The organism is Cytobacillus sp. MT66 (assembly GCF_058792595.1).
In genome coordinates this window covers 40,157-63,741 of record NZ_JBXAFB010000017.1, presented here as the reverse complement: position 1 = coordinate 63,741, position 23,585 = coordinate 40,157, and the positions used below count along the sequence as shown (strand labels likewise).

At 35.1% G+C, this 23,585-nt stretch carries 20 protein-coding genes; 17 read left to right on the top strand and 3 right to left on the bottom strand.

Translation table 11 applies throughout. The annotated features are described in order from the left end of the window. The first annotated feature begins 123 nt into the window (after positions 1-123). The 3 genes from AC1Q59_RS21695 (at position 124) to AC1Q59_RS21685 (ending at position 2,750) form a co-directional block, all read left to right on the top strand. The gene (locus AC1Q59_RS21695) at positions 124-1,233 is read left to right on the top strand and encodes a fumarylacetoacetate hydrolase family protein (RefSeq protein WP_492367947.1); all 1,110 of its coding nucleotides are present in this window, start codon (positions 124-126) and stop codon (positions 1,231-1,233) included. After that, positions 1,214-1,975, top strand: a complete 762-nt coding sequence (locus AC1Q59_RS21690; protein ID WP_492367946.1) for an HpcH/HpaI aldolase family protein — start codon at positions 1,214-1,216, stop codon at positions 1,973-1,975. The genes AC1Q59_RS21695 and AC1Q59_RS21690 overlap by 20 nt, the downstream gene beginning before the upstream one ends. Before the next feature lie 94 nt (positions 1,976-2,069). Then, positions 2,070-2,750, top strand: a complete 681-nt coding sequence (locus tag AC1Q59_RS21685; protein ID WP_492367945.1) for a DUF554 domain-containing protein — start codon at positions 2,070-2,072, stop codon at positions 2,748-2,750. Between the two features lie 15 nt (positions 2,751-2,765). On the opposite strand, the gene AC1Q59_RS21680 is transcribed toward AC1Q59_RS21685, so the two are convergent. Continuing rightward, a complete protein-coding gene (locus AC1Q59_RS21680; protein WP_492367944.1) occupies positions 2,766-3,155 on the bottom strand; it encodes a CBO0543 family protein in 390 nt (129 codons plus the stop codon). A 214-nt stretch (positions 3,156-3,369) separates the two neighbouring features. On the opposite strand from AC1Q59_RS21680, the gene AC1Q59_RS21675 reads away from it, so the two are divergent. The 4 genes from AC1Q59_RS21675 to AC1Q59_RS21660 all read left to right on the top strand — a co-directional run bounded on the left by AC1Q59_RS21675 (position 3,370) and on the right by AC1Q59_RS21660 (position 6,225). Beyond that, positions 3,370-3,945: a Crp/Fnr family transcriptional regulator gene (locus AC1Q59_RS21675; protein ID WP_492367943.1), complete on the top strand. Its 576-nt coding sequence runs from the start codon at positions 3,370-3,372 to the stop codon at positions 3,943-3,945. 99 nt (positions 3,946-4,044) lie between these two features. Next, the gene (locus AC1Q59_RS21670; protein ID WP_492367942.1) at positions 4,045-5,013 is read left to right on the top strand and encodes an NAD(P)-dependent alcohol dehydrogenase; all 969 of its coding nucleotides are present in this window, start codon (positions 4,045-4,047) and stop codon (positions 5,011-5,013) included. Positions 5,014-5,308: 295 nt separating this feature from the next. Next, positions 5,309-5,842 carry a helix-turn-helix domain-containing protein gene (locus tag AC1Q59_RS21665; protein WP_492367941.1) on the top strand — a complete coding sequence of 178 codons (534 nt, stop codon included), beginning with the start codon at positions 5,309-5,311 and terminating at the stop codon, positions 5,840-5,842. Between the two features lie 80 nt (positions 5,843-5,922). Beyond that, a complete protein-coding gene (locus AC1Q59_RS21660) occupies positions 5,923-6,225 on the top strand; it encodes a hypothetical protein (protein ID WP_492367940.1) in 303 nt (100 codons plus the stop codon). Positions 6,226-6,351: 126 nt separating this feature from the next. On the opposite strand, the gene AC1Q59_RS21655 is transcribed toward AC1Q59_RS21660, so the two are convergent. Next, entirely contained in the window at positions 6,352-7,467 is a 1,116-nt protein-coding gene (locus AC1Q59_RS21655) for a hypothetical protein (RefSeq protein ID WP_492367939.1), read from the bottom strand. Positions 7,468-7,999: 532 nt separating this feature from the next. Between AC1Q59_RS21655 and AC1Q59_RS21650 the strand changes: the two genes are divergently transcribed. The 10 genes from AC1Q59_RS21650 to AC1Q59_RS21605 all read left to right on the top strand — a co-directional run bounded on the left by AC1Q59_RS21650 (position 8,000) and on the right by AC1Q59_RS21605 (position 20,963). Beyond that, positions 8,000-8,323: a nucleoside triphosphate pyrophosphohydrolase gene (locus AC1Q59_RS21650; protein ID WP_492367938.1), complete on the top strand. Its 324-nt coding sequence runs from the start codon at positions 8,000-8,002 to the stop codon at positions 8,321-8,323. A gap of 12 nt (positions 8,324-8,335) precedes the next feature. Beyond that, entirely contained in the window at positions 8,336-9,340 is a 1,005-nt protein-coding gene (locus AC1Q59_RS21645) for an HNH endonuclease (protein WP_492367937.1), read from the top strand. Between the two features lie 599 nt (positions 9,341-9,939). Next, positions 9,940-10,365, top strand: coding sequence for a PIN domain-containing protein (locus tag AC1Q59_RS21640; RefSeq protein WP_492367936.1), 426 nt, complete (start codon positions 9,940-9,942; stop codon positions 10,363-10,365). Positions 10,366-10,547: 182 nt separating this feature from the next. Further along, positions 10,548-10,835, top strand: a complete 288-nt coding sequence (locus AC1Q59_RS21635; protein WP_492367958.1) for a type I restriction-modification enzyme R subunit C-terminal domain-containing protein — start codon at positions 10,548-10,550, stop codon at positions 10,833-10,835. Positions 10,836-11,777: 942 nt separating this feature from the next. Beyond that, positions 11,778-13,379 (top strand): ATP-dependent nuclease, encoded by a 1,602-nt coding sequence (locus AC1Q59_RS21630; RefSeq protein ID WP_492367935.1) that lies wholly within the window; start codon positions 11,778-11,780, stop codon positions 13,377-13,379. Continuing rightward, positions 13,363-14,475 (top strand): UvrD-helicase domain-containing protein, encoded by a 1,113-nt coding sequence (locus AC1Q59_RS21625; protein ID WP_492367934.1) that lies wholly within the window; start codon positions 13,363-13,365, stop codon positions 14,473-14,475. Before AC1Q59_RS21630 ends, AC1Q59_RS21625 begins: the two co-directional genes overlap by 17 nt. A 600-nt stretch (positions 14,476-15,075) precedes the next feature. Beyond that, positions 15,076-16,416: a DUF262 domain-containing protein gene (locus AC1Q59_RS21620; protein ID WP_492367933.1), complete on the top strand. Its 1,341-nt coding sequence runs from the start codon at positions 15,076-15,078 to the stop codon at positions 16,414-16,416. After that, positions 16,416-18,266: a GmrSD restriction endonuclease domain-containing protein gene (locus AC1Q59_RS21615; protein WP_492367932.1), complete on the top strand. Its 1,851-nt coding sequence runs from the start codon at positions 16,416-16,418 to the stop codon at positions 18,264-18,266. Before AC1Q59_RS21620 ends, AC1Q59_RS21615 begins: the two co-directional genes overlap by 1 nt. Positions 18,267-18,666: 400 nt before the next feature. Further along, complete coding sequence (locus AC1Q59_RS21610) at positions 18,667-18,996, top strand: nucleotide pyrophosphohydrolase (protein ID WP_492367931.1); 330 nt, start codon at positions 18,667-18,669, stop codon at positions 18,994-18,996. Between the two features lie 35 nt (positions 18,997-19,031). Further along, positions 19,032-20,963, top strand: coding sequence for a DNA/RNA helicase domain-containing protein (locus AC1Q59_RS21605; RefSeq protein ID WP_492367930.1), 1,932 nt, complete (start codon positions 19,032-19,034; stop codon positions 20,961-20,963). Positions 20,964-21,153: 190 nt separating this feature from the next. Here AC1Q59_RS21605 and AC1Q59_RS21600 read toward each other — a convergent pair whose 3' ends face one another. Beyond that, a complete protein-coding gene (locus AC1Q59_RS21600) occupies positions 21,154-23,484 on the bottom strand; it encodes a TOTE conflict system archaeo-eukaryotic primase domain-containing protein (protein WP_492367929.1) in 2,331 nt (776 codons plus the stop codon). Positions 23,485-23,585: the final 101 nt, after the last annotated feature.

Genomic DNA, 23,585 nt, shown 5'->3' with positions numbered 1-23,585 from the left:
ACATCGGTATTTTGCACATTAAATAATCTGAAATTTTAGTATATTCATTATTATGTAATGATTATTGATCATTAATTTCCTGGAAGAAGCATATGTGATTGTCTAAAAGATGGAGGGGATTGGATGAAATTATTGACTCTTCAATCAGAGACAGGCTTGAAATTGGGAATCAAGACAAATCGTGGGATATTAGATGTGGAGGCAGCATCGGGTAAATTGGAACGGAACGGTAAAAGACCAAAATCACTAAGAGAATTCTGGAGAATGGAACTAGGTGTGGAGCAGGCTCCAAGCAAGCTGGTAAGGAACCATAAAATTCCGAAATCCCTGGATGAATTTTGGAGAATGGAGCTTGCCTCAAGCCAATTGGAAATAAAACGTAAGGTACCGAAAACAATGAAAGAAGTTCTGAATGGAGGAAATGCGGCACTTGCAGAGCTTGATGCCTTACTCAATCAAGTAATAATCGAAGATGTTGAAGGAATTTGGCTGAAAGAAGAAGAAATTAGATTTGGTCCGTGTGTTCCCAAACCTGGTAAAATTATCTGTGTTGGCCTTAATTATCGCAAACACGCAGAGGAGTCCAACTTACCTGTTCCAGAATACCCTGTGCTGTTCAATAAGTTTGGCAATGCGCTTGCGGCCCACGAGGACGTGATCCACATACCGCTTCATGTTAATGAAGTAGATTACGAGGCGGAATTAGGAATGATTATAGGAAAAAGAGCCAAGCATGTGGCAAAAGAAGAGGCGCTACAATACATTTTTGGTTACTGTAATGCCAATGATTTATCTGCTCGTGATTTGCAGACACGAACAAGCCAATGGCTGCTTGGAAAAAGCTGTGATGGGTTTAGCCCGTTAGGTCCCTATCTAGTCACAGCGGATGAAGTCGAAGATCCAAACAACCTGTATATTCGATCTTTCGTGAACGGTGAAATGAGACAAAATTCAAACACCGCTGATATGATTTTTCACTGTGATGAAATCGTGAGCTATATTTCCAAATATATGACACTTGAACCGGGAGATATTATTTTAACAGGTACGCCTGAGGGGGGCATCTTGGGCTATCCAAAAGAGCAGCAAGTATGGTTAAGTGATGGGGACGAGGTTACAATTGAAATTGAAAAGCTCGGCCGACTCACGAATCGGTTTACACTGGAAGAAGAATTAACGATACCAAAGCAGACAAAACAAGGGGGAGAACAAAGTGACGGTAAATGTTATTAAGAAAAAGCTGCAAGAAGGAAATTGTGTATACGGAAGCTGGATAAGAATCCCTTCACCAATAGCAGTGGAAGCATTGGGAAGCGCTGGCTTCGATTTTTTGCATATCGATATGGAGCATAGCTCGATTGACCTGTCTATGCTGGACTATATGGTTTTGGCTGGATATAGTCAGAATATCAAGCTAGCCGTAAGAACCGCATCGCAAAACCCGGCGGATTTCTATCGAATGATGGATATTGGGGTAACCTCTTTCATTTTACCAAAAATAGAAACGGCCGAGCAATGTGCAACCTTATTACAGGGTATTCGATACGCACCTGCTGGAGCACGAGGATTAGGCGGCCCAGTACGAGCCAATCGTTGGGGTGCCGTTCCTTTAGATCAGCATATGAAGGAAGCTGAAATCGAAACAACGGTTATTGTGCAAATTGAATCAAAAGAAGGTTTAGCTAACCTAGAATCGATTTTGGAAGTCCCTGGCATCAATGTGATCTATATTGGACCATTGGACCTTTCTCAGGCATTAGGATATCCAGGGCAAATCGAACATCCTGTCGTTCAGGAAACGATTAAGTCGATGGTCAAAACCATACGAAATAAAAATATTGCAGTCGGGATTCACGTATCAAATACGGAACACGCAAAATATTGGGCTGAGAATGGTATCCAATACTTCACAATCGGTATGGATGTTTCACTGCTAAGATCAGCAGGCTTGTCCTTAATGAATCAGCTGAAATAGCGTCAGCATTAATCCTCTTGTAAAATCCATTTTGATAAAATGATTGTCAAAATGGATTTTTCCTTTATATTTAAGTACAGAGGTGAATGGTGGCATGATTGGCACAATTGTGAATACTATAGCTATATTAATTGGCAGTGCAGTAGGAAGTTTTTTAAAGAAAGGGATAAAGGAAGAATACCAATCAGCTTTATTTACAGCGATGGGTTTTGCGGCGGTTGCGCTCGGCATCAATGCTGTTGTTCAAAATATGCCAAATAGTGCATACCCTGTCCTATTTATCGCCAGTTTAGCCATTGGCGGATTAGCAGGAACGATTGTCGATGTCGATGCAAAATTTCAAAAGCTTGTTAATCGTTTTTCACAATCAGATTTAAGCAAAGGATTATCAACGGCGATTTTACTTTTTTGTATTGGGACTTTATCGATTTTAGGTCCTGTAGAAAGTGCTTTATATAGTAATCATACATATTTATTTACAAATGCGACATTAGATTTAGTGACATCAATGGCGTTAGCAGCAACATATGGTTTTGGCATCGCCTTTGCAGCAGTCGTATTATTTATATGGCAAACATCGATTTATTTAAGTGCCCAGTACGTAGAGCCATTTTTAACAAATACTTTAATGACAGAAGTATCGATAGTTGGCGGAATTTTAATTTTAAGCTCAGGTTTATCGATCTTAGGGATTAAAGATAGTAAATCGTTAAATATGTTGCCAGCGTTGATCATCCCTGTACTTTGGTTTGTTGGGTTAGCTTTATTTGGGTAAAAAAGGCAGTGCTTGCTAGCATTTCGGTTTAGTTGATGCAGTATTTAATTTGTTTATTAATTTCCAATTAAATAATAGGAGTAGATAAAGTAAAGGGTATATTGGGATGGAGTAAATCAAATTCCAGCCATTATGATGAAAAAGTCCAGTTTTTGTCGCTGCCCATTCGTACGCAAGGGCAAAGGCACTCCAGCCCAAGATATACAAAGTTTTACTAATTCTATTCTTATGTTGCGGGTAGAAATTTAAAAACATGATATTTACAGCAGGGTAAATCCAAAAGACCACAAAAAGAGTAATAAAATCAACCCCAGGTGAGAAGTACCAGTAAAGCCGATATTTAAATTCTAAATAGATATCAGTAATTAATTGAAGAACTGTTGAAAAAAGTGAAGTTGTATACATTTCTAATAATGATATCCTTTTAGGCATAAACCAAATAATAATTCCAAAAATTCCATTGAGATGAATAAAAATAACATAGTGATACCTCCATCTTAAGAGGTTTGCCTAAATCAAGAAGTTCAAAACCTCGAAAGAAAATATATGCGTTAAAACCATAACGAACATGAAGGAGCATATAGGTCATATGAGTAGTATGTTCAAAGGAGACAGGAAAATGAAGGAAATCCTCATGAAATATATGGAGAAATACACTGTGTTATCTAAAGATGAGCAGCAGGCGGTTATTGAAGAGCTAATAATCCAGCAATTTGAAAAGGGAAAGGACCTCATTAAACAGGGAGACGCTCCAACGAAGAAATGCTTCTTTGTATTAAAAGGGTGTGTCAGACAATATCATATAGAGGAAGATGGCAAAGAGGCAACGAGCAATTTTTATACCGAAGAACAAGCCATTCTGTTGTTTAGCGGGGAAGAACCTAATCAACCATCCCGGCACTCCTTAACCTGTGTAGAAGACTGTGTATTGGTTGTGGCCGACTTTGAATCGGAAAAAGAAATGTATCAGCAATATACGGAACTTGAATCCATGACCCGCCGCATGATGGAAACTTACCTCGGTCAAGTGCAAAATGATTTCACAACATTTATCCAGTCATCCCCAGAAGAACGTTATAAATCGATCATCCAAAATCGGCCAGATCTCCTCACACGTGTACCCCAGCATCAATTAGCCAGCTACCTTGGGATGACACCTGAGTCATTAAGCAGAATCAAAAAGCGAATGAAATAAACATTTTCCCCCTTAAATCTATCCATCTTAACTTAAGTCAATGCAGCATCCTGGTCTTCCGACTACAATATTTGAAAATGGTCTTGGAGGATGATAAAGATGAAAGCGATCATCTCTGAAAAATATGGAACGCCGGACACGCTTAATTTAATAGAGACACCTGCTCCTGTACCTGAGAAAAACCAAGTATTAGTAAGAGTTCATGCATCATCGATAAATTTCGGAAATCTTGTGTTATTGACAGGGAAACCCAGGCTAGCCCGATTAGCCTTTGGTCTTAGGAAACCGAAGTACCCGTTCCCGGGAGGGGATATGGCAGGAGTCGTGGAGGCTGTGGGTGAGGATGTTACCCAATTTCAGGTGGGAGATGAGGTGTTCGGGGACTTATCAGGGAGCGGCTGGGGGGCTTTGGCGGAGTATGCAGTAGCTGACGAAAAGGCATTAGCATTAAAACCTAGTAATCTTTTATTTACAGAGGCAGCGGCTGTGCCCATGGCAGCTACGACTGCATTACAAGCATTAAGAGATAAAGGCAAGGTGAGGCCCGGACAGGAAGTTCTGATTCACGGGGCATCAGGCGGTGTGGGAACATTTACCCTTCAAATAGCGAAAGCTTTGGGCGCCAAAGTAACGGCTGTGGTGAGTACAAGAAACGTTGACATCTCTAGGTCTCTAGGGGCTGACCAGGTCATTGATTACAAGAAGGAAAACGTAGAAAACCAAAATCAGACCTATGATTTGATCCTCGGAGTGAATGGCTCCCAATCGATGTTTACGTATAAAAAATTGCTAAAAGAGAATGGGTTATTTATTCATGTCGGCGGCGCCATTAGCCAAATGTATCAAAGCATGATGCTTCGCCCCTTGCTATCCATGTCTGGAAAAAAGAAATTCATTACCTTCTTGCAACGGCACAATCAAAAAGATTTAGTGTTCATGAAAGAGCTGATTGAACAAGGGAAAGTCAAGCCGGTTATTGATCGAAGCTATCCGCTTAGTGAGGTTCCGGAAGCCTTTCGGTATTTTGCCGAAGGGCATGCGCAGGGGAAGGTGGTTATAACTATTTAGTATATATATTACGGGATTTGGGGAGTACTTGGTTGACCCTGACCATCAGTATCATAAGGTGAAAACGAGTTAAATTAAGAAGCGATTTAACACTCGAAAATGTTGTTATCAATGTTTGTGGGTGTTTTTTTAGGATATAATGCGTTTTTAGAATATTGGAATTCGAAATAATAGGTATGAAATTTGAAGGATCAAACTGATAGAATTATTTATAAAGGTGGTAAAGAAACCTTGCTTATTTTGGTTTATTTTGTTTATTTGGTTGGTTATAATAAGAGAAAGGAGGTTGAAGTAAATGATTGGTGAAAGAAACTCAACAATTGCTGATGTCATTCATGACTTAGAAGAGGTTTTGAAGGGAACAAAAGAAGAAGAGCAGAGTCGACGTTTGCAAAAAGCAATTGATACACTTAAAGAACATTCTGTTACACTACGATTAAAAAACACCACGATTACATTTATAGCAGAAAATGTAGATGACGTTGAAATTAATTCTGAAACCAGTTATGACCCAATCATGGTTCATGCTGTAAAACCTGTTGTCGTTGGACTTTCAGAAGAAACAACGGATGAAAATGGGGTAAGATATATCGATACAAAATCTGTAGCTGATTACTATGGAGTGTCTACAGAAACCGTTCGCAATTGGATTAAGGACGGGAAAATTTCAGGTAAGCAATTATCCAATCGTGGAAAATGGTTAATTCCCGCCGAGGAGTTTGAGTATCTTAAAAAACAAAAAGAAAATGATGATTCAGAGGATGAGATAGCGCAACTTCTAGGAGAAGATTTTGGTGACGATTGGGAAGTTGAATTAGACGAAAAATAAGGGGGAGAAACGAGTGATTGTTATTGCATTAGATACAAACTTCGTTACCCCCAGAATTCTTCATGGTGGAAAACGGAGTAATGGACAGTTTATCGAAAGTTTCTGGACTAGATAATACTGAAACCTATAAAGAGGCTTTATTTACTGAAATTAAGTATCATCTTAATATGGGTATAGAACAACAAGCCGAATACTTAGAAAATAGGAATATCGATATGAACGGATGTAAGGACCCATACGATTACTATATTATGGTTTCTTCCGTTCAAGATTCTGCTGACTATTTAGTAACTAACAATCCAAAAGATTTTCCAAATCCATTAGGAGAATGTAGAGTAATTTCGGATAAGGAATTATATGATGTGCTTCCAGTATATCCATAACCCGTTTTTAGCTTTTATATCTTTTTACTTAGTTTTTCTTAATTAATGGCGAACAGTATCTTGCACTGTCGGCGAAATTTGCAAATGAAAACATAAGAACTGTCCCGTGTTCATAACTACCGCTTTTTAAACGGCCGATCCCTGTTTCATTTGTTTGGCCTTCCGCAATTGGGCTAATGTCTCAGCAAGTTCTTTCTTCTTTTGCTCCAGGGTTTCCATGTTCTCGGGGGGATTCGTAGGCATTTTAATGATCGTATCATCGTCGTTAAACCAGGAAGGGAGAACCTCAGTCCGTACAGCCTTCTTTTTATCTTCTGGAGGATGATTGACCATCCCTTTTTTGTATGTGTTGATGGCAGCCTTTAAAAAATTCAACACACTGCCCTTAGAGCCGATTTTCTCTTTTGCATAGGTTAAGGCCTTCTGAAGCATGTCGGCATACTGATATTCATTTAATCCTTCTTTCGCGTTTTTCTCCGTTTCCCAAGAAAGGATAATATCATTCAAATCAATTCCATCAGAAACCAATCGATCCATCTTGTTTTTCAGGACGATTCCAATAGGTTTGGCTATATCAAGTGAATAGATCTTTTCCTCGAGATTAGATCGATTAGGATTTTTTATATTGGTCTTTTTGTCATTCGTATTTTCTAGATTCCTATTTTTATTGTCCGGATTTGTCGTAACCTTAAGATCCGTATCCGTAAAAACCATATCCGAACTTTCCGCATCCTGAAAATAAGGACACGGGTTTGAATCCGAATCCTCATATTCCGTATCCTGAAATCCAGAATCCGGTTTTGCATCCACTCCCTGAATGTTAGGATCTTGAAGATTGTTAGTTTCCTTTTTTGCTGCCCCCTCGATAACAAGGATTTTGCCATGTTCCGCAGCCCATTTGTTCATCGGTTCAATCGCGGCTACAACATCTTCTTTTACATCCGAAAAAATATATTCCATCTTTTCAAAGGTTCGCAACTGACCGTTTAGGATCGTAATTCTAGAAAAATATCCTTTGTCTATTAATTCATGAATGATCTTGTAATGAGCATCCCGCCCATTTTTGGAACGGGAAATGATATTTTTCATGTTGATTTTCCACTGGGCAGAGTTAGATAAAAGGATCGTCAGCAAGCCCTTGGCCTGTAAAGTTAAACATGGGTCATTGACCATAGTATTTTCAACTTGAGTATAATTACTCTTCCTTACATTGCGGAAACTAGTAAACGCTGATTTTGTCATAAAAGAATCCTCCTATCCATCTAGCAAACTTTTCCTCCATTTTCACTAAAGATGTAAAATATGTAAATGTTGCTTTCAGCGTGAAAACACGCCAAACCATTCACTTTTTGCAGATATTAAGTGTGTTTCAGCGTAAAACAACGTGTTTTCAGCTTAAAAACACCAATTTTAAAAAAATGTTAAAAAATTGATGGGGGACAATTTTTTCTGTTTTTAAATGAGATATGTTTTAGTTGTAAGGGTATTTGACGCAGGGGAAGGAGGAGATGGAAAATACATTAGGGAATGTTCAAGGTTGGCCTTTCTGCCGGCATTGACACACGGACTCAGAATTAAGTTTTGGTTTGAAAAATGTATTCCTCGCGAATCATCAAATGACTTTTATAGTTATGGGTGTTTCATTTATCAGTGGTTTTTATAGGGGCTATCCGGAGGTTTTTCGTCCTGCCGGAGGCCCTTTTTTTATCCTATTTCGGGGAACTGCCTATGGTATAATTTAACTATTAAACAGTTTATACAGGGGAGTCTGAATATGCCGATCTACAACAAACTAGTCCGGGACCGTATACCCGAAATCATTGAAAAGGCAGGCAAGACATACACCAGCCGGATTTTGACACAGGATGAATACATAGAAGCATTACGGAAAAAGAGTTATGAAGAGCTTGAGGAATATATGAATGCTTCTGACAATGACAGTGCTCTTGAAGAACTCGCCGATTTGCTTGAGATTATTCATGCACTTGCTGAAGCACATGGATCCACAGCTGAAGAGGTTGAGGAAATTCGAGTTAAAAAGGCTATAGAAAGAGGCAACTTTAAGGAAAAGATCCTCTTAATAGAAGTAGAAGATTAAAGGTGATTAATAATGAGCCATAAATTACAGATAGGTGAAATGAAAGCTTCCTATTTAACGGATAAAGAAATATGGGGGCATTTTAACTTTATTTTCTCGTCAAAATCAAAAAACTCCACAACTTATAAATTTGTTCTAATCAAATCTATTTTAGAAAATTTATATAATGTTAATGAAAAGCTGGAACTGTCTTATGATGCTTTATTCTATAGCTTTGGAAAGATCTACTGGAACCTAGTCATTCATCATAATTTAAATCAAATTAATATGACGAATAAAAAGGCAGAGGTACAAAGTATATTGCTTGATGTCCAAGTAAAACATCAAATTCCCAGCACGCTTGTATTTGATAAGCTTTCCAATGAACTTCAGATCGAAATCATCACAAAGGTAAAAAAGAAATGCAAACTAAATGTAATGGGTGCTATATATGGGGATACAAGCGGAACCATTTATGATTTTGATAATAAAAAAGAAAACCTGCGGATAAATCTAGCTTTTTACTCATTCATGCAGCGTTTTCAGAGAGTCTTAAATTATTTGACAAATTATCATCTGGCTTTGTTTCTAGAGAAATTTAACGAACAGGAAGACACGACAAACCTTCTTTTAAAAGTTGAAAATATTTCTAAGCGGTCATCGCTAGATCAATTCTATCAAATCCTTTCTTCTTTATATAATGGCACATGCTTTTACTGCGGAAAAACGATCAAGAAAAAGGAAGACGCCCACGTGGATCATTTTATCCCATGGAGCTTTGTCCAGGCCGACCAGCTGTGGAATCTAGTCATTGCTTGCAGTGCATGTAATCTGTCCAAAAGTGACAAACTGGCAAAAGACGTCTTCCTAGAAGCATTAATTGACCGGAATGGAAAATACCTAACGATTGCAAAAGTTAAACAAAGGGATGACATGAAGATATATTCGAAGAAAAAACTTGAGGAATTGTATCAGTATTCTATTGATAATGGATTTACGGATTTTTGGGTGCTTAAGAGGGGGAATTTAGATATTTGATATTTTATAAATGTTGTTGATATCTCCAAAACAATAGAATCAAGATTTACATATATAGATGAAATTAATTTGATTCCAAAGTTGATATGAAAAGTAAACCCTGATTATTATATTTGTCTAACATTGAATAAGAATTTTTATTAATTCCTACATACTCCATACATGTGGAGTGCTGTTCACTACTAGTAAGGAAAGGTTAATAGGAGGTGTCACAGTGAGTATTAGAGCTTTCACTGTAAAGGGTGCTCTTAAAGGAGCAATAAGATTGTCACAAGAAGCTTAAAAAGATTGGCATAGTCAAATGAATTAATTGTTTGTCCCAAAATTATCCTTTAGTACAGAACTCTTCCGCTATTCAAATGAATGTTAAAACAGACTACTACGTAATATAGAGAAAACATTTCTATTTAAAGGGAGGTATTTGAAGGAGGTAATTTTCTAGTGACTGAAAATGAGTCTAATCATAAAAAAATAAAGACGCTAGTTTTTTTAGCGTCTTTTATATTTATCCTCCCTAGTCAAATAAACTAGTTAATAGTAGAATTGTTGGTGTAACTTTCGCAGGGTTACCAAAACAACTAAAAGGAGGAATAAATCAAATGATAAAAAAAGACTTATTAGAACAGAAGTTGTCTGTTCTCTATGAAAACAAGAAGATTAACGAAGCTATTCTTGAGACCATCCAACAACTTGCTAATCTAGAAAACAATCAAGGGGTTGTCTCTGATTCACAACCAACTAGTGAAGAGCGTCCTATTGTTAATAGGAACAGTAAAGGACAATTTACGAATGGTAGTCAAGGTACTAAAGGGCAAATCTCTATAAAAGTATTAATAGAGATCATCCGTAATTTATTAAGAAAAGGAGAAATGCCAGAACCTGAAATTGAAAGGTTTCTAATTGAAAACCATAACCTTTATTGGGAAAGCGGTATTAATCGAATGATGTATAACCTAAAACACCGCCATTCTTTTGAATTTGTTAAGAAAAAAAGAGATGGCATCAATTATTTTTCGCTTACCTGATGAAGAGTAAAATGTTCGCGTTCTGAAAACTTTTCTACCTATAATGTACCGTAAATGTGTTCCTTTTATCAACATATTGCTAAAAAAAGAATGCAGAAGTTAACAATATGTAAATGATGCAACTTTCTAAAAATCACAATTTAGTTCCTGATGTTTCGGAATTTAAGTAAAGTGATACACCAATAACAAAAATTGTTCGGAAAATTGTTGCATTAGACCGAACAGCAGCTGTTGAAGCATTCTCTATATTCTTATCAGAAGAAAACTTAAATCTACAACAAACACAATTTGTCGAGTTAATTATTGATTATGTAGTGAAAAACCGAACTCTTGAGCGCCAAGCATTACAACAAGATCCATTTACAACATTAGGTGGGATAACAGTTGTGTTTAAAGACCAACTGCCAAAAGCAAAAGGGGCTTTGGATATTATTGATATGATTAATCGTAATGACGAGGAAATTTCTTGAATTGTAACCCTTTAAGTTAAAGATGTGGAGAGTAGCGTATAGTACGAATGGGACTATATTTACGAAAGCATACAATTACCTTTTTTGTTAAGGCACCTTTGATATGTTTATTAGGGGTGTCTATTTTTATCTTAGAAAAGTAAAACTTATTTCTCAAGAAGAAAACAGTTATGGCCGTAGAGAAGTATATACTAAAAACGTTATTGACATAGAGAAAACATCTTACCTAGACTTTTTTTACCTTGAGGATGATAAGTGGGAGGAATTTCTGGCTTCTTATTGGTTAAATTTTGAAAAATGCAGCGAAGAGAAAAAATAGATGAAGTTAAAATTGATGAAGTAATAGGAATATTTATTGAAGCAAGGGATTGATAATGAGTAGATTACGAATCCCTTTAAAGAAAACCTAAAAGCGTTTTTTATTCAAGAAAGTAGATGGTTAACGGTTGAAGCAATAGTAAATCGAAACTTTTCACGAAATGAGAAAAGAGAACTTTTTGAAAAGGTAAAGCGTTATATCTGAATTGTAATTACGGTAGTGTATTTAATAATACAAAAAACAGACGGAGTATATTAGTCTCCTTCTGTTTTTTGACATACAGATTGCACTAACATATATGATTGCCAAATGAATAAGAAAATAATCCACTTCCCCTTTTCTTTTAATAAAGTTGGAAAGGCGTTTCCCCCTTAATCTTATGTAATATATCCTTGCAAACATCTTCTAATCTTCCTATCTGCATAAAAAAGGACTTATCTCGAAAAACTACGATACATTTTTTATGTAAAATTGAATTATGAAAAAATTATCGCAATTTGTAGAATTATTAGATGGAAAATTATACAATTATTTTATATGACAATTACATAAAATGTTGCTGCATTACAACCATTTCTCTAGAAGATTCCATACTTTAAGATTCAAGAAAGTGGTGAGTTATAGTGATTAATAGAATCATAATAAAAAACTATAAATCCATTCAAAACTTGGATTTAAGATTGAATGGTACTATGAACATACTTGTAGGAAATAATGAGCAAGGTAAATCTACTATTTTGGAAGCAATTAACTTGGCCTTAACTGGTTTACTCCATCGGCGGAGTATACATAACGAGTTAAATCCATTTATTTTTAATAAAGAGATTGTTAACAGGTATATTTGTGATGTTAAACGCGGTAGCAGAGAAAAACCACCACATATATTAATAGAAATTTATATCCAAGAGAATGAACAAACATCGCATTTAAAAGGAACAATCAATTCAGTTAGAGAGAATGCTTGTGGTGTAAAGTTAGTAATTGAGTTTAATGAAGAGTACTCTGAAGAATATGAGCATTATATTGAAACCACATCTAATATTTATAATGTTCCAATTGAGTACTATAAGGTTAGTTGGCATTCTTTTGCATCTAATGCCGTCACGAGCCGAAACGTCCCTTTGAAATGTATCCTTATTGATACTACTGAAGGAAAAACATGGAATGGTCCCGATAGGTATATATCTAATGTTATTGGTAGCACATTGGATTCCAAACAACGTGCAGCTCTAAATTTCCATTTCAGAGATATTAAAGAGCAATTTTCTAGTATTGAAGCCATCTCGGAGTTGAATACGGCGCTATCTCAAAGAACGGGCGAAATTTCGGAAAAGAATCTGGCTATTTCTTTAGACATTTCTCAAAAAAACGGTTGGGAATCTAACCTCATTGCTTATTTAGATAGTATACCGTTTGATTTAATAGGAAAAGGTGAACAGAATTCAATTAAACTAAAATTGTCGCTCGAAGCAAGTGAAAACGATGCTCATGTTGTATTAATTGAAGAGCCAGAAAATCACCTATCATTCACAAATCTGAATAAACTAGTAGACCAAATTTCTAGAAAGTGCGAAGGGAAGCAGATTGTTTTAACAACCCATAGTAATTACGTATTAAATAAATTGGGGTTAGATAAGGTAATTCTTATTAATAACGGCAATCATATGACCTTAACAGATTTAAATGAAGATACATATGAGTATTTCAAAAAACTTCCGGGCTACGACACTCTCCGATTATTGTTATCGGAAAAAGCGATTCTAGTGGAGGGACCTTCTGATGAACTTATCGTTCAAAAGGCATACCTACAAAAACACAATAAATTGCCTATTCATGATGGCATAGACGTAATAACCGTAAGAGGGTTATCATTTAAACGTTTTCTTGAAATTGCTGCTAAATTAAAAAAGCAAGTTTCTGTTGTTACTGATAACGATGGGAATGTAGAACAAAATATAAAAAATAAGTATAGTGAGTATTTATCTCATCCAACAATTAAAATCTGTTACAGCACTGATGAGACATTAAAAACACTGGAACCTCAGTTGGTTGCTGTAAATGAACTTCAAAAAATGAATAGAATTCTAGAGAAAGAGTTTTCTACAAAAGACGAGTTAATAAAATATATGACTGCTTCTGGGAACAAAAATGAATGTGCTTTGAAAATTTTTGATGCACAGGAAGAAATTTTAATACCGGAGTATATAAATGAAGCTATTGAATAATACAGTAATAATTGCTGCTGCTGGTTCTGGAAAAACATCAGATTTAGTAAGAAGAGCTATAGAATCTCAAGATAAAAGAATCTTAATAACAACATTTACAATTGATAACACAGAAGAAATAAAAAATAAGTTTTATCAAGAATTGGGATTCATCCCCCCGAATGTTTCTATACAAACTTGGTTCTCGTTCTTACTAAGAGAATGCGTAAGACCGTATCAAAACTTCTTGTATGATGAAAAGCGAATTGAGAATATCGAGTTCGTAAATGGTATGTCAGTGCCACTTGTCCCAAGAAGAGATACTAAGAGATACTATCTCCGGGAAGGCAAATATATTTATACGGATAAAATATGTGAATTTGTGCTTAATGTAAATTTACTATCAAAAGGCATGGTAATTAGCCGCCTAGAAAATATGTATGATCTAATAATGATAGATGAGGTTCAAGATTTAGCAGGATCGGATTTAGACTTTCTATATCTATTATTACGCTCGAATATGAACACTATTTTGGTAGGAGACAATAGACAAGCTACACTGTTCACGAACAATGGAAGAAAGAACAAGAAATACAAAGGGACCCATATATTTAATTTATTTACTGAGTGGGAAAATCAAGGTATTTGTTCTATTAACTATAAGACAGAGTGTCACAGGGGCAATCAACTAATATGCGATATTGCGGATTCACTTTACCCTGAAATGCCTCAAACCACTTCAACAAACAAACATATAACCGGTCATGATGGTGTCTTTTATATTAGAAGTCATGACCTAGAGGATTATATAAGAAAATATAAGCCAGTAGTTTTGAGATATGATAAAAAGACAAAATGTCCAGATAATTTATTTCCACATAATTTCGGAAAATCAAAGGGACAAACTTTTGAAAGAGTAGTAATTTTAGTTAATGGGCCGATACAAAAATTTTTACAAAATGATAATCTTGCTGTAAGTAGCCCTAAGTCGAAGGCTGGTTTATATGTTGCAATAACTAGAGCAAAATACAGTGTAACGTTCGTAACAGATCAAAAGGTAGTTTCAAACAAGTATGTAGCCGAATTCACTTTTGAAAATGAATTAATCGTTAATTAAGGAGAAAGTAATTATTGGTTGCTTTTTAATTGGGAATGTTCGGAATTTAAACTATTTAGTACAACAAATCTTGAAAACAACGTAAATGCGATAAACTAACTGTAAGTTTTTTAGTGGAAGTTGAAAAGCAACGGAAAAGATTTTACCAAAACATTTACTATAAATGCTCAAATTTTGCTAACATGAGGTAATTATGGAGGCTCCTCGTGAGTCAGCGAACTTTTGGGGAGTTTATATTTTCATTTCTTTCCTGACGTGGGGATAGACACTTTTTGTAGTTGATCATCTGTATGGCTAAGACGGTCCGTGATTTGTTCTAAAGAAACACCAGCCTCAGCTAGGTGCGACGTATGAATATGTCACAAAAAGTGTGGTAATAAGTCTATATTCAATACATATAGAGGCGATAGCACTGCTGGTTAGAGAATAGAAATATGTACTCTCAAAAACGCTGTATAATCAATGTTTTTGAGGGTTTTGTTTGTTTTGAAGAAGGTATTTATGAAAATGTTTATCTTGAATTATATTCAACAGTTTAAACTATATTGAGTTTGATATAATCTGAAACATATAAATTATTATTTAAAGGAAGATAGCTAAATGACAAAACAAGTAGAAACTTCCGTAAAAAACTTAGAGGAATTGTTAGAACTTGATTTGTATATTCCAGAATATCAACGACCATATACATGGTCCGCAAAGAATGTCGTTCAGCTTCTAGATGATGTAATAAAATTCTCTAAGTATCCTGAATATCGAATTGGAACAATTATTTTACATAAAAATAAAGAGAAATTAGATATTGTTGATGGACAACAACGCATTATTACGAGCTTGCTTATTTCAAAATTTTTAATAGCCAATGAAACACTAGAACTAAATAAACTAGAAATTCCAAAGCATAAAAAAACAATTGAGAACGTCAAATATAATTTCAATATTATTAAAGAATATTTGGAACGAAATCCTAAAGCAAAAGATATTCTTGAAGATTATTTTTTAGAAAATTGTACAGTTTTAGTTTTAACATTGAGTAACTTGGACGAGGCATTCCAATTATTTGATTCCTCCAATAACCGTGGGAAAGCATTATATCCTACTGATTTATTAAAAGCCTATCATTTGCGAGAATTAACAGGAAATGAGGAAAAAAAAAGAGAGATGGTTGAGTTATGGGAAAACATTAAAGCCGAACACATCTACATACTATTTTCTGATTATTTCTATAGGATTAAACAGTGGTCAAAGAATAAAGCGGTTAATGATGCAGGTTTCACGAATAATGATATTGAACTGTTCAAGGGAGTAAGTGAAGCAGATGAAAACAAACATAACAATTGGTCAAAGTCGCTATTAATGTCTAAGAATTTTGTGGATATATATAATAGGCAAAATCGAACGATGATAGAATTTAAAGCGATACCTCCTTTAAATTATCCTTTCCAGATTGATCAACCAATGATTAATGGAGAGTACTTCTTTAAATTTGTAGATTATTATTATTCTTTAGCTAAACGTCTAGGATTGTTAGAAGGGGAAAAACAAAGTGAATCTGAATCAACTGAGATTGTTAAGTTGATCAAACACTTGGATAAAAATAAGTATTACAGGTATGTAAATTCTTTGTTTAAGACTGCCGTATTATATGTTGTAGATAAATTCTCTCATAAGGAAATAGAATCAATTGAAAAAATATGTTTTAAATATGCTTTTTATCCCCGTTTCTATTTCGAGCAAGTTCAAAAGAAAACCATTAATAAATTTGTGCTTGAAAGTGAAGCAAAAGTTGATAACTTCTTTAATTATATTAATGAGTTGTATTCCATAAGCGAAGTCTTTAATTTTGAAATAAAGACAAGTGAAGAAAATCTCAAGAACTCAAAGAAAATGAAACAAAAATGGGGAGAAGTATATAGCTTATACTTTAAAGGTGGTAACTAATGGAAGAGAAAGAGTTTAGTATCAGGGATATATTTACTGGTAGCTACAGCATTCCTATTTATCAAAGAGCGTATGCATGGAGCGATAAAGAAATAGAAACTCTTGTTGATGACATTTATGATTATTATTCTCTTGTTTCTAATCAAAATTATTATATTGGTTCGCTTGTCGTTCACAAGGATAATAATGATTTGGAAAATGTCATTGATGGGCAACAACGATTAACAACATTGTCTTTACTTATATGTTATCTAAAGAATGAATCTAACTATAAAGAGTTGGTGCAGGATATTAACGTTAATCTTCATTTTGAAAGTAGGAAACGATCAACAGATATTTTTAAGTATTTAAAAAAGAATTTCGAGAAAGTAATTGATGAATCAAATGAATTAGTTGATGGCTATCGAATCTTGAAAAAAAAATTAAAGAACGAAAAATATGATGAAGGTTATTTTCAATACTTGATTGATAATGTGATTCTTATTAAAAATGAATTGCCAAGAGATACCGATCTTAATCATTATTTTGAGATCATGAATAATCGAGGGGAGCAACTTGAAAAGCACGAAATTGTAAAGGCTCATTTAATGGGGCAACTAGATAACTCTGATGATATTGGTCGTAAGGTTATTGCAGAAGTTTGGAACGCATGCCAGCGATTAGATAAATATGTTCAAATAGGGTTTAATCCGGATATTCGTGAGAAAATTTTTGGAGAAACATGGGATAAATTTCTTCCTAACGATTATTCTGCAATGAAAAAAATGTTCAAAGAAGAAAATAGTAACTCGTTTTTAGGATCAATAACAATTGATGAAATCATTCTGTTGAGTGATTTGGACAAAGGAGAAAATAAGAAGAAACAAAAAGATGACGATGATACTGGAAGATATCATTCCATTATTAATTTTCCTAATTTCCTTTTGCATATATTGAAATTGTTCAAGGGTGATAGTTTTGACTGGAGAAATGAGTCTGATGGGATTTCTCTGGATGACAAGAAGTTAGTGGATCATTTCAAAAATCATATCGAGACTGTTAAAGATGTAGAAGATTTTGTTTACTTGCTTTTGAAAACACGGTATGTTTTTGATAATTATGTTATCAAAACAGATAATTTGAATGATGCGACAGATGATGACTCCAACTGGAGTTTGCATAAACCCCATAAGTTGACAAGCGGAGGTAGTAATAAATTATCACCGCGTAATACTTTTTTTAAAGATGAGGATACGCAAGAAATTGTGGTCAAAATTGAGTCTATGTTTCAAGTGACAGATCCACGTCAAATCTATAAGAGCTTCCTTTATGGTATTTTAAAAATATTGAACTCGTGGATTGATAATGAAGATGATGATAAACAGCTAGTTAATCAACTGATTTGTTTCTCAAAAGAACGTTTTCGTGCCTTAACTGTTGACGATTCAGTTTATGATAGTGGCGTGGGTACACCCAACTATGTCTTTAATTTCTTGGATTTCATTCTTTGGTATCAACAAAAAATTGAGGGCAAGGAATTTGGAATTAAAGCAAATGAATTTGAATTCAAGTATAGAAATTCAGTAGAACACTTTTACCCGCAAAATCCTAATCTAGCTGAAAATCATGAACGACTAGATGATAATAATCTTAATAACTTTGGCAACCTTTGTATCATGGGACGAAGACATAATTCTCTACGTTCAAACTTAATGCCATCAGCAAAAATCAAAGAATTTAGTTCAACGAGTCAGAGTTTGAAATTTGAGATAATGGAAAACATTACTCATGAGAGTGGCGATTGGAATGTAACTGAAATCATTGAGCATGGCAATGAGATGAAAAAACTATTATCAGAATTTATTTCTTAGGAGCTTGTGAATATATATTAAAAATTACATTATGGAAGGCTGCTTTGTCGATAAGTTAATTTATGGACAAATGATAGCTTTTTCACTGTTCAATAAGCTAGTTTAGATTTTAGAAGTTTGAGTTATAAAACGAATTTATATAGCTCACCATATTTTTGCAAAGTATCATAAGGTAAACACCACTACATCAATATTTATCTGCCATCACCATCCAAGCCATGTGGAGTGCAGAAACAAAAGAATCAATTGAAATTTTTATTTGGAAATACCAGTACCTTGGACGACCTACGCAATCTATTTTACACAATATAATAATTGGCCAATCTAGAGGATTGGCTCTTTTTTGTGCCTAATATATGGTAAAATAATCCCAAACAAAACTTCAAAAGCGGTGAACAAAATGGAAAAAGTGTTAGCAGAAATACTAAATTTCAGACAAGAACGAAACTGGGAGCAATTCCACAACCCAAAAGATCTTGCTATTTCATTGTCAATAGAAGCTAGCGAGCTGCTAGAAAATTTTCAATGGAAGGATAGCCAAGAGGCGCTTAAGGAAAACAGAGAGAATATTAAAGATGAACTGGCGGATGTTCTCATTTATTCCTTAATGCTTGCACATGATCTTGATTTAGATGTTTCGGAAATCATACATAATAAGGTTCAAAAGAATGCAAAGAAATACCCAGTAGAAAAGGCATTCGGAACAAATAAAAAGTACACAGAGCTGTAAAACTAGAATTTTTTTAAAGAGGAGAGGTGAAAAAAATGATTATTTATGAGGCAACGAAAACTGAATTTGTATCAGATGTTACCAATGAATTATTAATAGAACGCTTATATAACTCCTATCAGGAAAAAATCGGACGGACTTCGAAGCAGGAGATAATATCATGGGAGAATTCTCTTCAACGAATGTCAAATGTGATGCAGGATAAGGATATCCCACATGATGCCGGTGTTGCGATTGAATTTAAGATTCCAAATACCTCAAAAAGAGTGGATTTTATTGTCACTGGAAATGATGGCAAACACGATCAGGTTGTCATTGTTGAATTGAAGCAGTGGTCCGAAGTAGAAAAAATAACGACTAAGGATGCACTAGTTAAATCATATGTCGGGGGTGGTCAGCGCCAACTGACACATCCATCTTATCAGGCCTGGACATATGCGGCGTTAATTAAAGATTTTAATCAAAGCGTCCAGGATCAGCAGATTCAACTTCAACCATGCGCTTATTTACATAATTATAGGAAAACAACGAATGATCCTTTAGTAGATGAACATTACAAAGAACATTTATTAAAGGCGCCTGTTTTTACAAAAGGCGAAATCCAAAATTTAAGAGACTTTATCAAAAAATATGTAAAAAAAGGCGATCATAAAAAGTTAATTTACCAAATTGAACATGGGAGGATTCGACCTTCCAAATCTTTGCAGGATTCCCTTACGAATATGTTAAAGGGCAACCAAGAGTTTATCATGATTGACGAACAAAAGGTGTTTTATGAAGAGGCTTTTCATCTTGCATTAGAGTGTGTGAAAAATAATCAAAAACAAGTGATGGTTATAGAAGGCGGACCAGGTACTGGCAAATCTGTGATGGCTGTCAATCTATTAGTCAATTTGATTAATAAGGGACTTATGACGCTTTATGTTTCGAAAAATTCTGCACCTAGGGATGTTTATGCTTCCAAATTAAAAGGCACAGTCCGAAAGACGGAAATTGATAATTTGTTTAAAGGATCCGGAAGTTTTACAGAATCGGAATTGAATGAGTTTGATGTTATCGTTGTTGACGAAGCCCATCGGTTAAATGAAAAATCTGGTTTTTACGGAAATCAGGGAGAGAATCAAGTAAAGGAATTAATCAAGGCAGCAAAGTTCACGATCTTTTTTATCGATGAAAATCAGAAAGTCACCCTAAAGGATATCGGAAGTATTGATTTAATCAAAAAGTTCGCAAATGAGTTTGAGGCAGAGGTTATTTCTGGTCAATTAGTTTCCCAATTCCGCTGTGATGGATCTGATGCCTATATTGCCTGGTTAGATGATGTTCTCCAGGTTCGGGAAACAGCGAACACACACTACTATGGCGTGGATTATGATTTTCGCGTGTACGACAACCCACATGACATGCTGCGTGAAATTGAAAAATTAAATAAGAAGAATAATAAATCACGCATGCTAGCAGGCTATTGCTGGGAATGGCCAACGAAAGAGCGGACTAATACGACGTACAAGGACATTGTCATTCCGGAGCATGATTTTTCCATAAGTTGGAATCTGTCCGACAGCATTTGGGCCATTGACCAAGACTCAGTTAATGAAGCGGGATGTATCCATACTGCGCAAGGGTTAGAGTTTGATTATGTCGGTGTCATTATCGGCGACGATTTGCGCTTTGAAAATGGTCAAGTGATAACTGATTATACAAAACGAGCAAAAACAGACCAGTCCTTAAAAGGAATTAAAAAAATGGCCAAGGAAGATCCGGAAGAGGCACAGAAAATTGCTGACCAAATTATACGAAACACGTATCGGACACTTATGACACGCGGACAGAAGGGCTGCTTTATTTTTTGTACGGATCCGAAGTTAAATGAATACTTTAAAGACCGGCTGCATAAGACAAGTTCTTATAATGATATATCGCCTAAATGGGATGTTAAGGTTGCTGAGGAAAGGTTTGATTATTAAATAAAACCCCATATAGAGGTTTATTATAATCTAACTATGTAAACTAAATAAATGAAGAGGGTCCATTTATTAATTAGAAGTTTTATGCCGATAAAAACACTATTAAATATAAGTTATTGATTGAAAAGTGACTAGTAAGAATCATCCTAGTCACCTCCCAAACATCCTAAATAAACTGATTATTTTAGAATTAAAGTTCAAACAGCTGCATTTGCTCATTATTAATACTGCCATCTTTTCTGTCTGCGGAAATGTAGCCTATAGAATTATAACCTTTTTTCCGTTTATCAAACATAGATTTCAAGGTCGGTACGTGTATATCTACATAATCATAGACCTTGACTTCTTGCTTGTTGGAATGAATTCTATGCAATCTTCCCACATACTGCTGTAGAGTTCCTTTCCAGGAGATTGGCATAGCTAGAAATAGGGTATCTAATCTCGGATCATCAAATCCTTCACCAATATATTTTCCAGTAGCTATAACCAGGCGCTCTTCATTATCTGGAATATTATCTAAACGTTTCAATTCTGTTATTCGTTCTTTCTTAGTCATATTACCAGTTAAAACAATGATGTTCTTCGCATAACCTTTAAATTTACTACGAAGATTTTCGAGGTGTTCAATTCTTTCTGTTAAGATTATAGGGGATCGCCCTCTATCTAATTCATGTAAAACGTCATCAAACAGTAACTGATTACGAACGTCATCAACGGAAATCTCCTGGTATATTTTTTGAAATTTAGTCGATTGTGACCGAAAATTTGTATATCTTGGAATTAGGGTATGCTTAAACGGCCGGATTTTTGCTTGTATTTTGGAATCAGTTTTATAACGAATTGGGCCGCACTGCATATAAATAATGGGATGAAATCCATCTTTCCGAACAGGCGTAGCAGTTAGACCATAAACAAATTTTGCACGCACTTGCTTTAAAACCTTTTCAAAGCTAAACGCTGAAATATGATGGCACTCATCGACAATCACCTGTCCATACTGAGTAATAAAGGATTTGATTTTATCTTTTGAAAGTATACTTTGTATGGTAGCAACATCAATTTTTCCTGTAATCACCTTTTTGCCGCCGCCAATTTGGCCTATTTCTTTTCGAGGAATATCAAGGAAATTTGATAAGCTATCTACCCATTGATGTAACAGTTGGATTTTATTTACAATAATTAATGTATTCGTTTTTCGTTTGGAAATTAGTGCAGCCGCAGTAACTGTCTTTCCAAAACCCGTTGATGCTGCAAGTGTCCCATTTTCATGATTTCTAAGTGCAAGAATCGCTTCTTCCTGTTGTGGTGTTAATTGCCCAGTAAAATTAACATCAATATTTTCTCCAGCAAATGAATGATCCTCTAATTCAAGTTCAATTGAATTCTCTTTTAATATTTTTTCAAATTCTCCAAAACTGCCACGCGGAAGAATTAAATATTCAGGATCTTCTTCATAGCAGCAAATAATCTTTTTCATACCATGAGTTGACATTCTTTTGGCCTGTGCCTTATAGAATTCAGGATTCTTAAATGAAGCAATCGATAACATCTTTGAATATATAGAGGATGGAATCCCTTGCTTTGGTATATAAAGACCATTTCTTAAGATAACTTTGATTTTAGGCGGAAGTGGTAAAGTAACATCTGTTCTTTCATCAGATTGATTTAATTTCTTTATCACGGATAAAATATCATGCTTATTTATTTTTTCAACAGAAGATAGGTACAGCCATTGATCAGGGAACGGCTGAAAGTTATCATCGACAAACACACTATTCCCTGCACTTAATGAGTTCCGCTGGAGTGGCAGGGCGATTAGGTTTCCAAATCCTCCTTTTGGAAGTGTATCTTGGTTTGGAAACATTCGATCAAAGGAGTCCATGCCAATTTGATGCCTCTTCTCTAGTGCTTTTGTTAGAAGCTGGGTGCCTAATTTCCTTGCCAAGGCTGCAGAGATCTTTTCAGCAAAGAAAATCCAGACGTGTGCACCATTACCAGACCTGGATCGTTCTATATGAACTGGTAATTCGACCTTTTTACAGGTATTTACGAATGTCTGAACGTCTTGCTGCCAGTTTTGTTTATCAAAATCTAACGCTAAGAAGAAACATGTTTCATCTTGGAGAAGCGGGAATAACCCGACAGTTTTTTTGCCGCTCAAATGTTGGTAGATTACTTGGTTTGTTAACGGTGATAGTTTCCGATGTTGGCATTGCGAGCATTTTATCTTTGGTTTCTGACAAAGAGGTTTTTGCCATTCAAGGTCGCAAGCAGGGATGTATCCGCTTCGTCCATCTTTTGATTCCCACCGATAAGCAAACACATCTGTTCTTCCTTTAAATAAACTGTTAAAAAGTTGAATCTTCTCCTCAGGCAATGATCTATAACTGACTATTGTCTCTTTGATCATACCATTAGCTGACTCGTCACGCTGATGCATTATATTTGTAAGCAATTGTTTTAAATAAATGTTTTCTTTTTTTATACGCTCAAACTCTTTTAATAAAAGGTCATATTCCACAATAAATCCCTCGAAATTAGCTTTTAATCTCATTTTAACTTATTTTTTATTATGTATTCAAAGAATTCAATACAATTAGAAGTAGTTCACCTTAGAAGTTT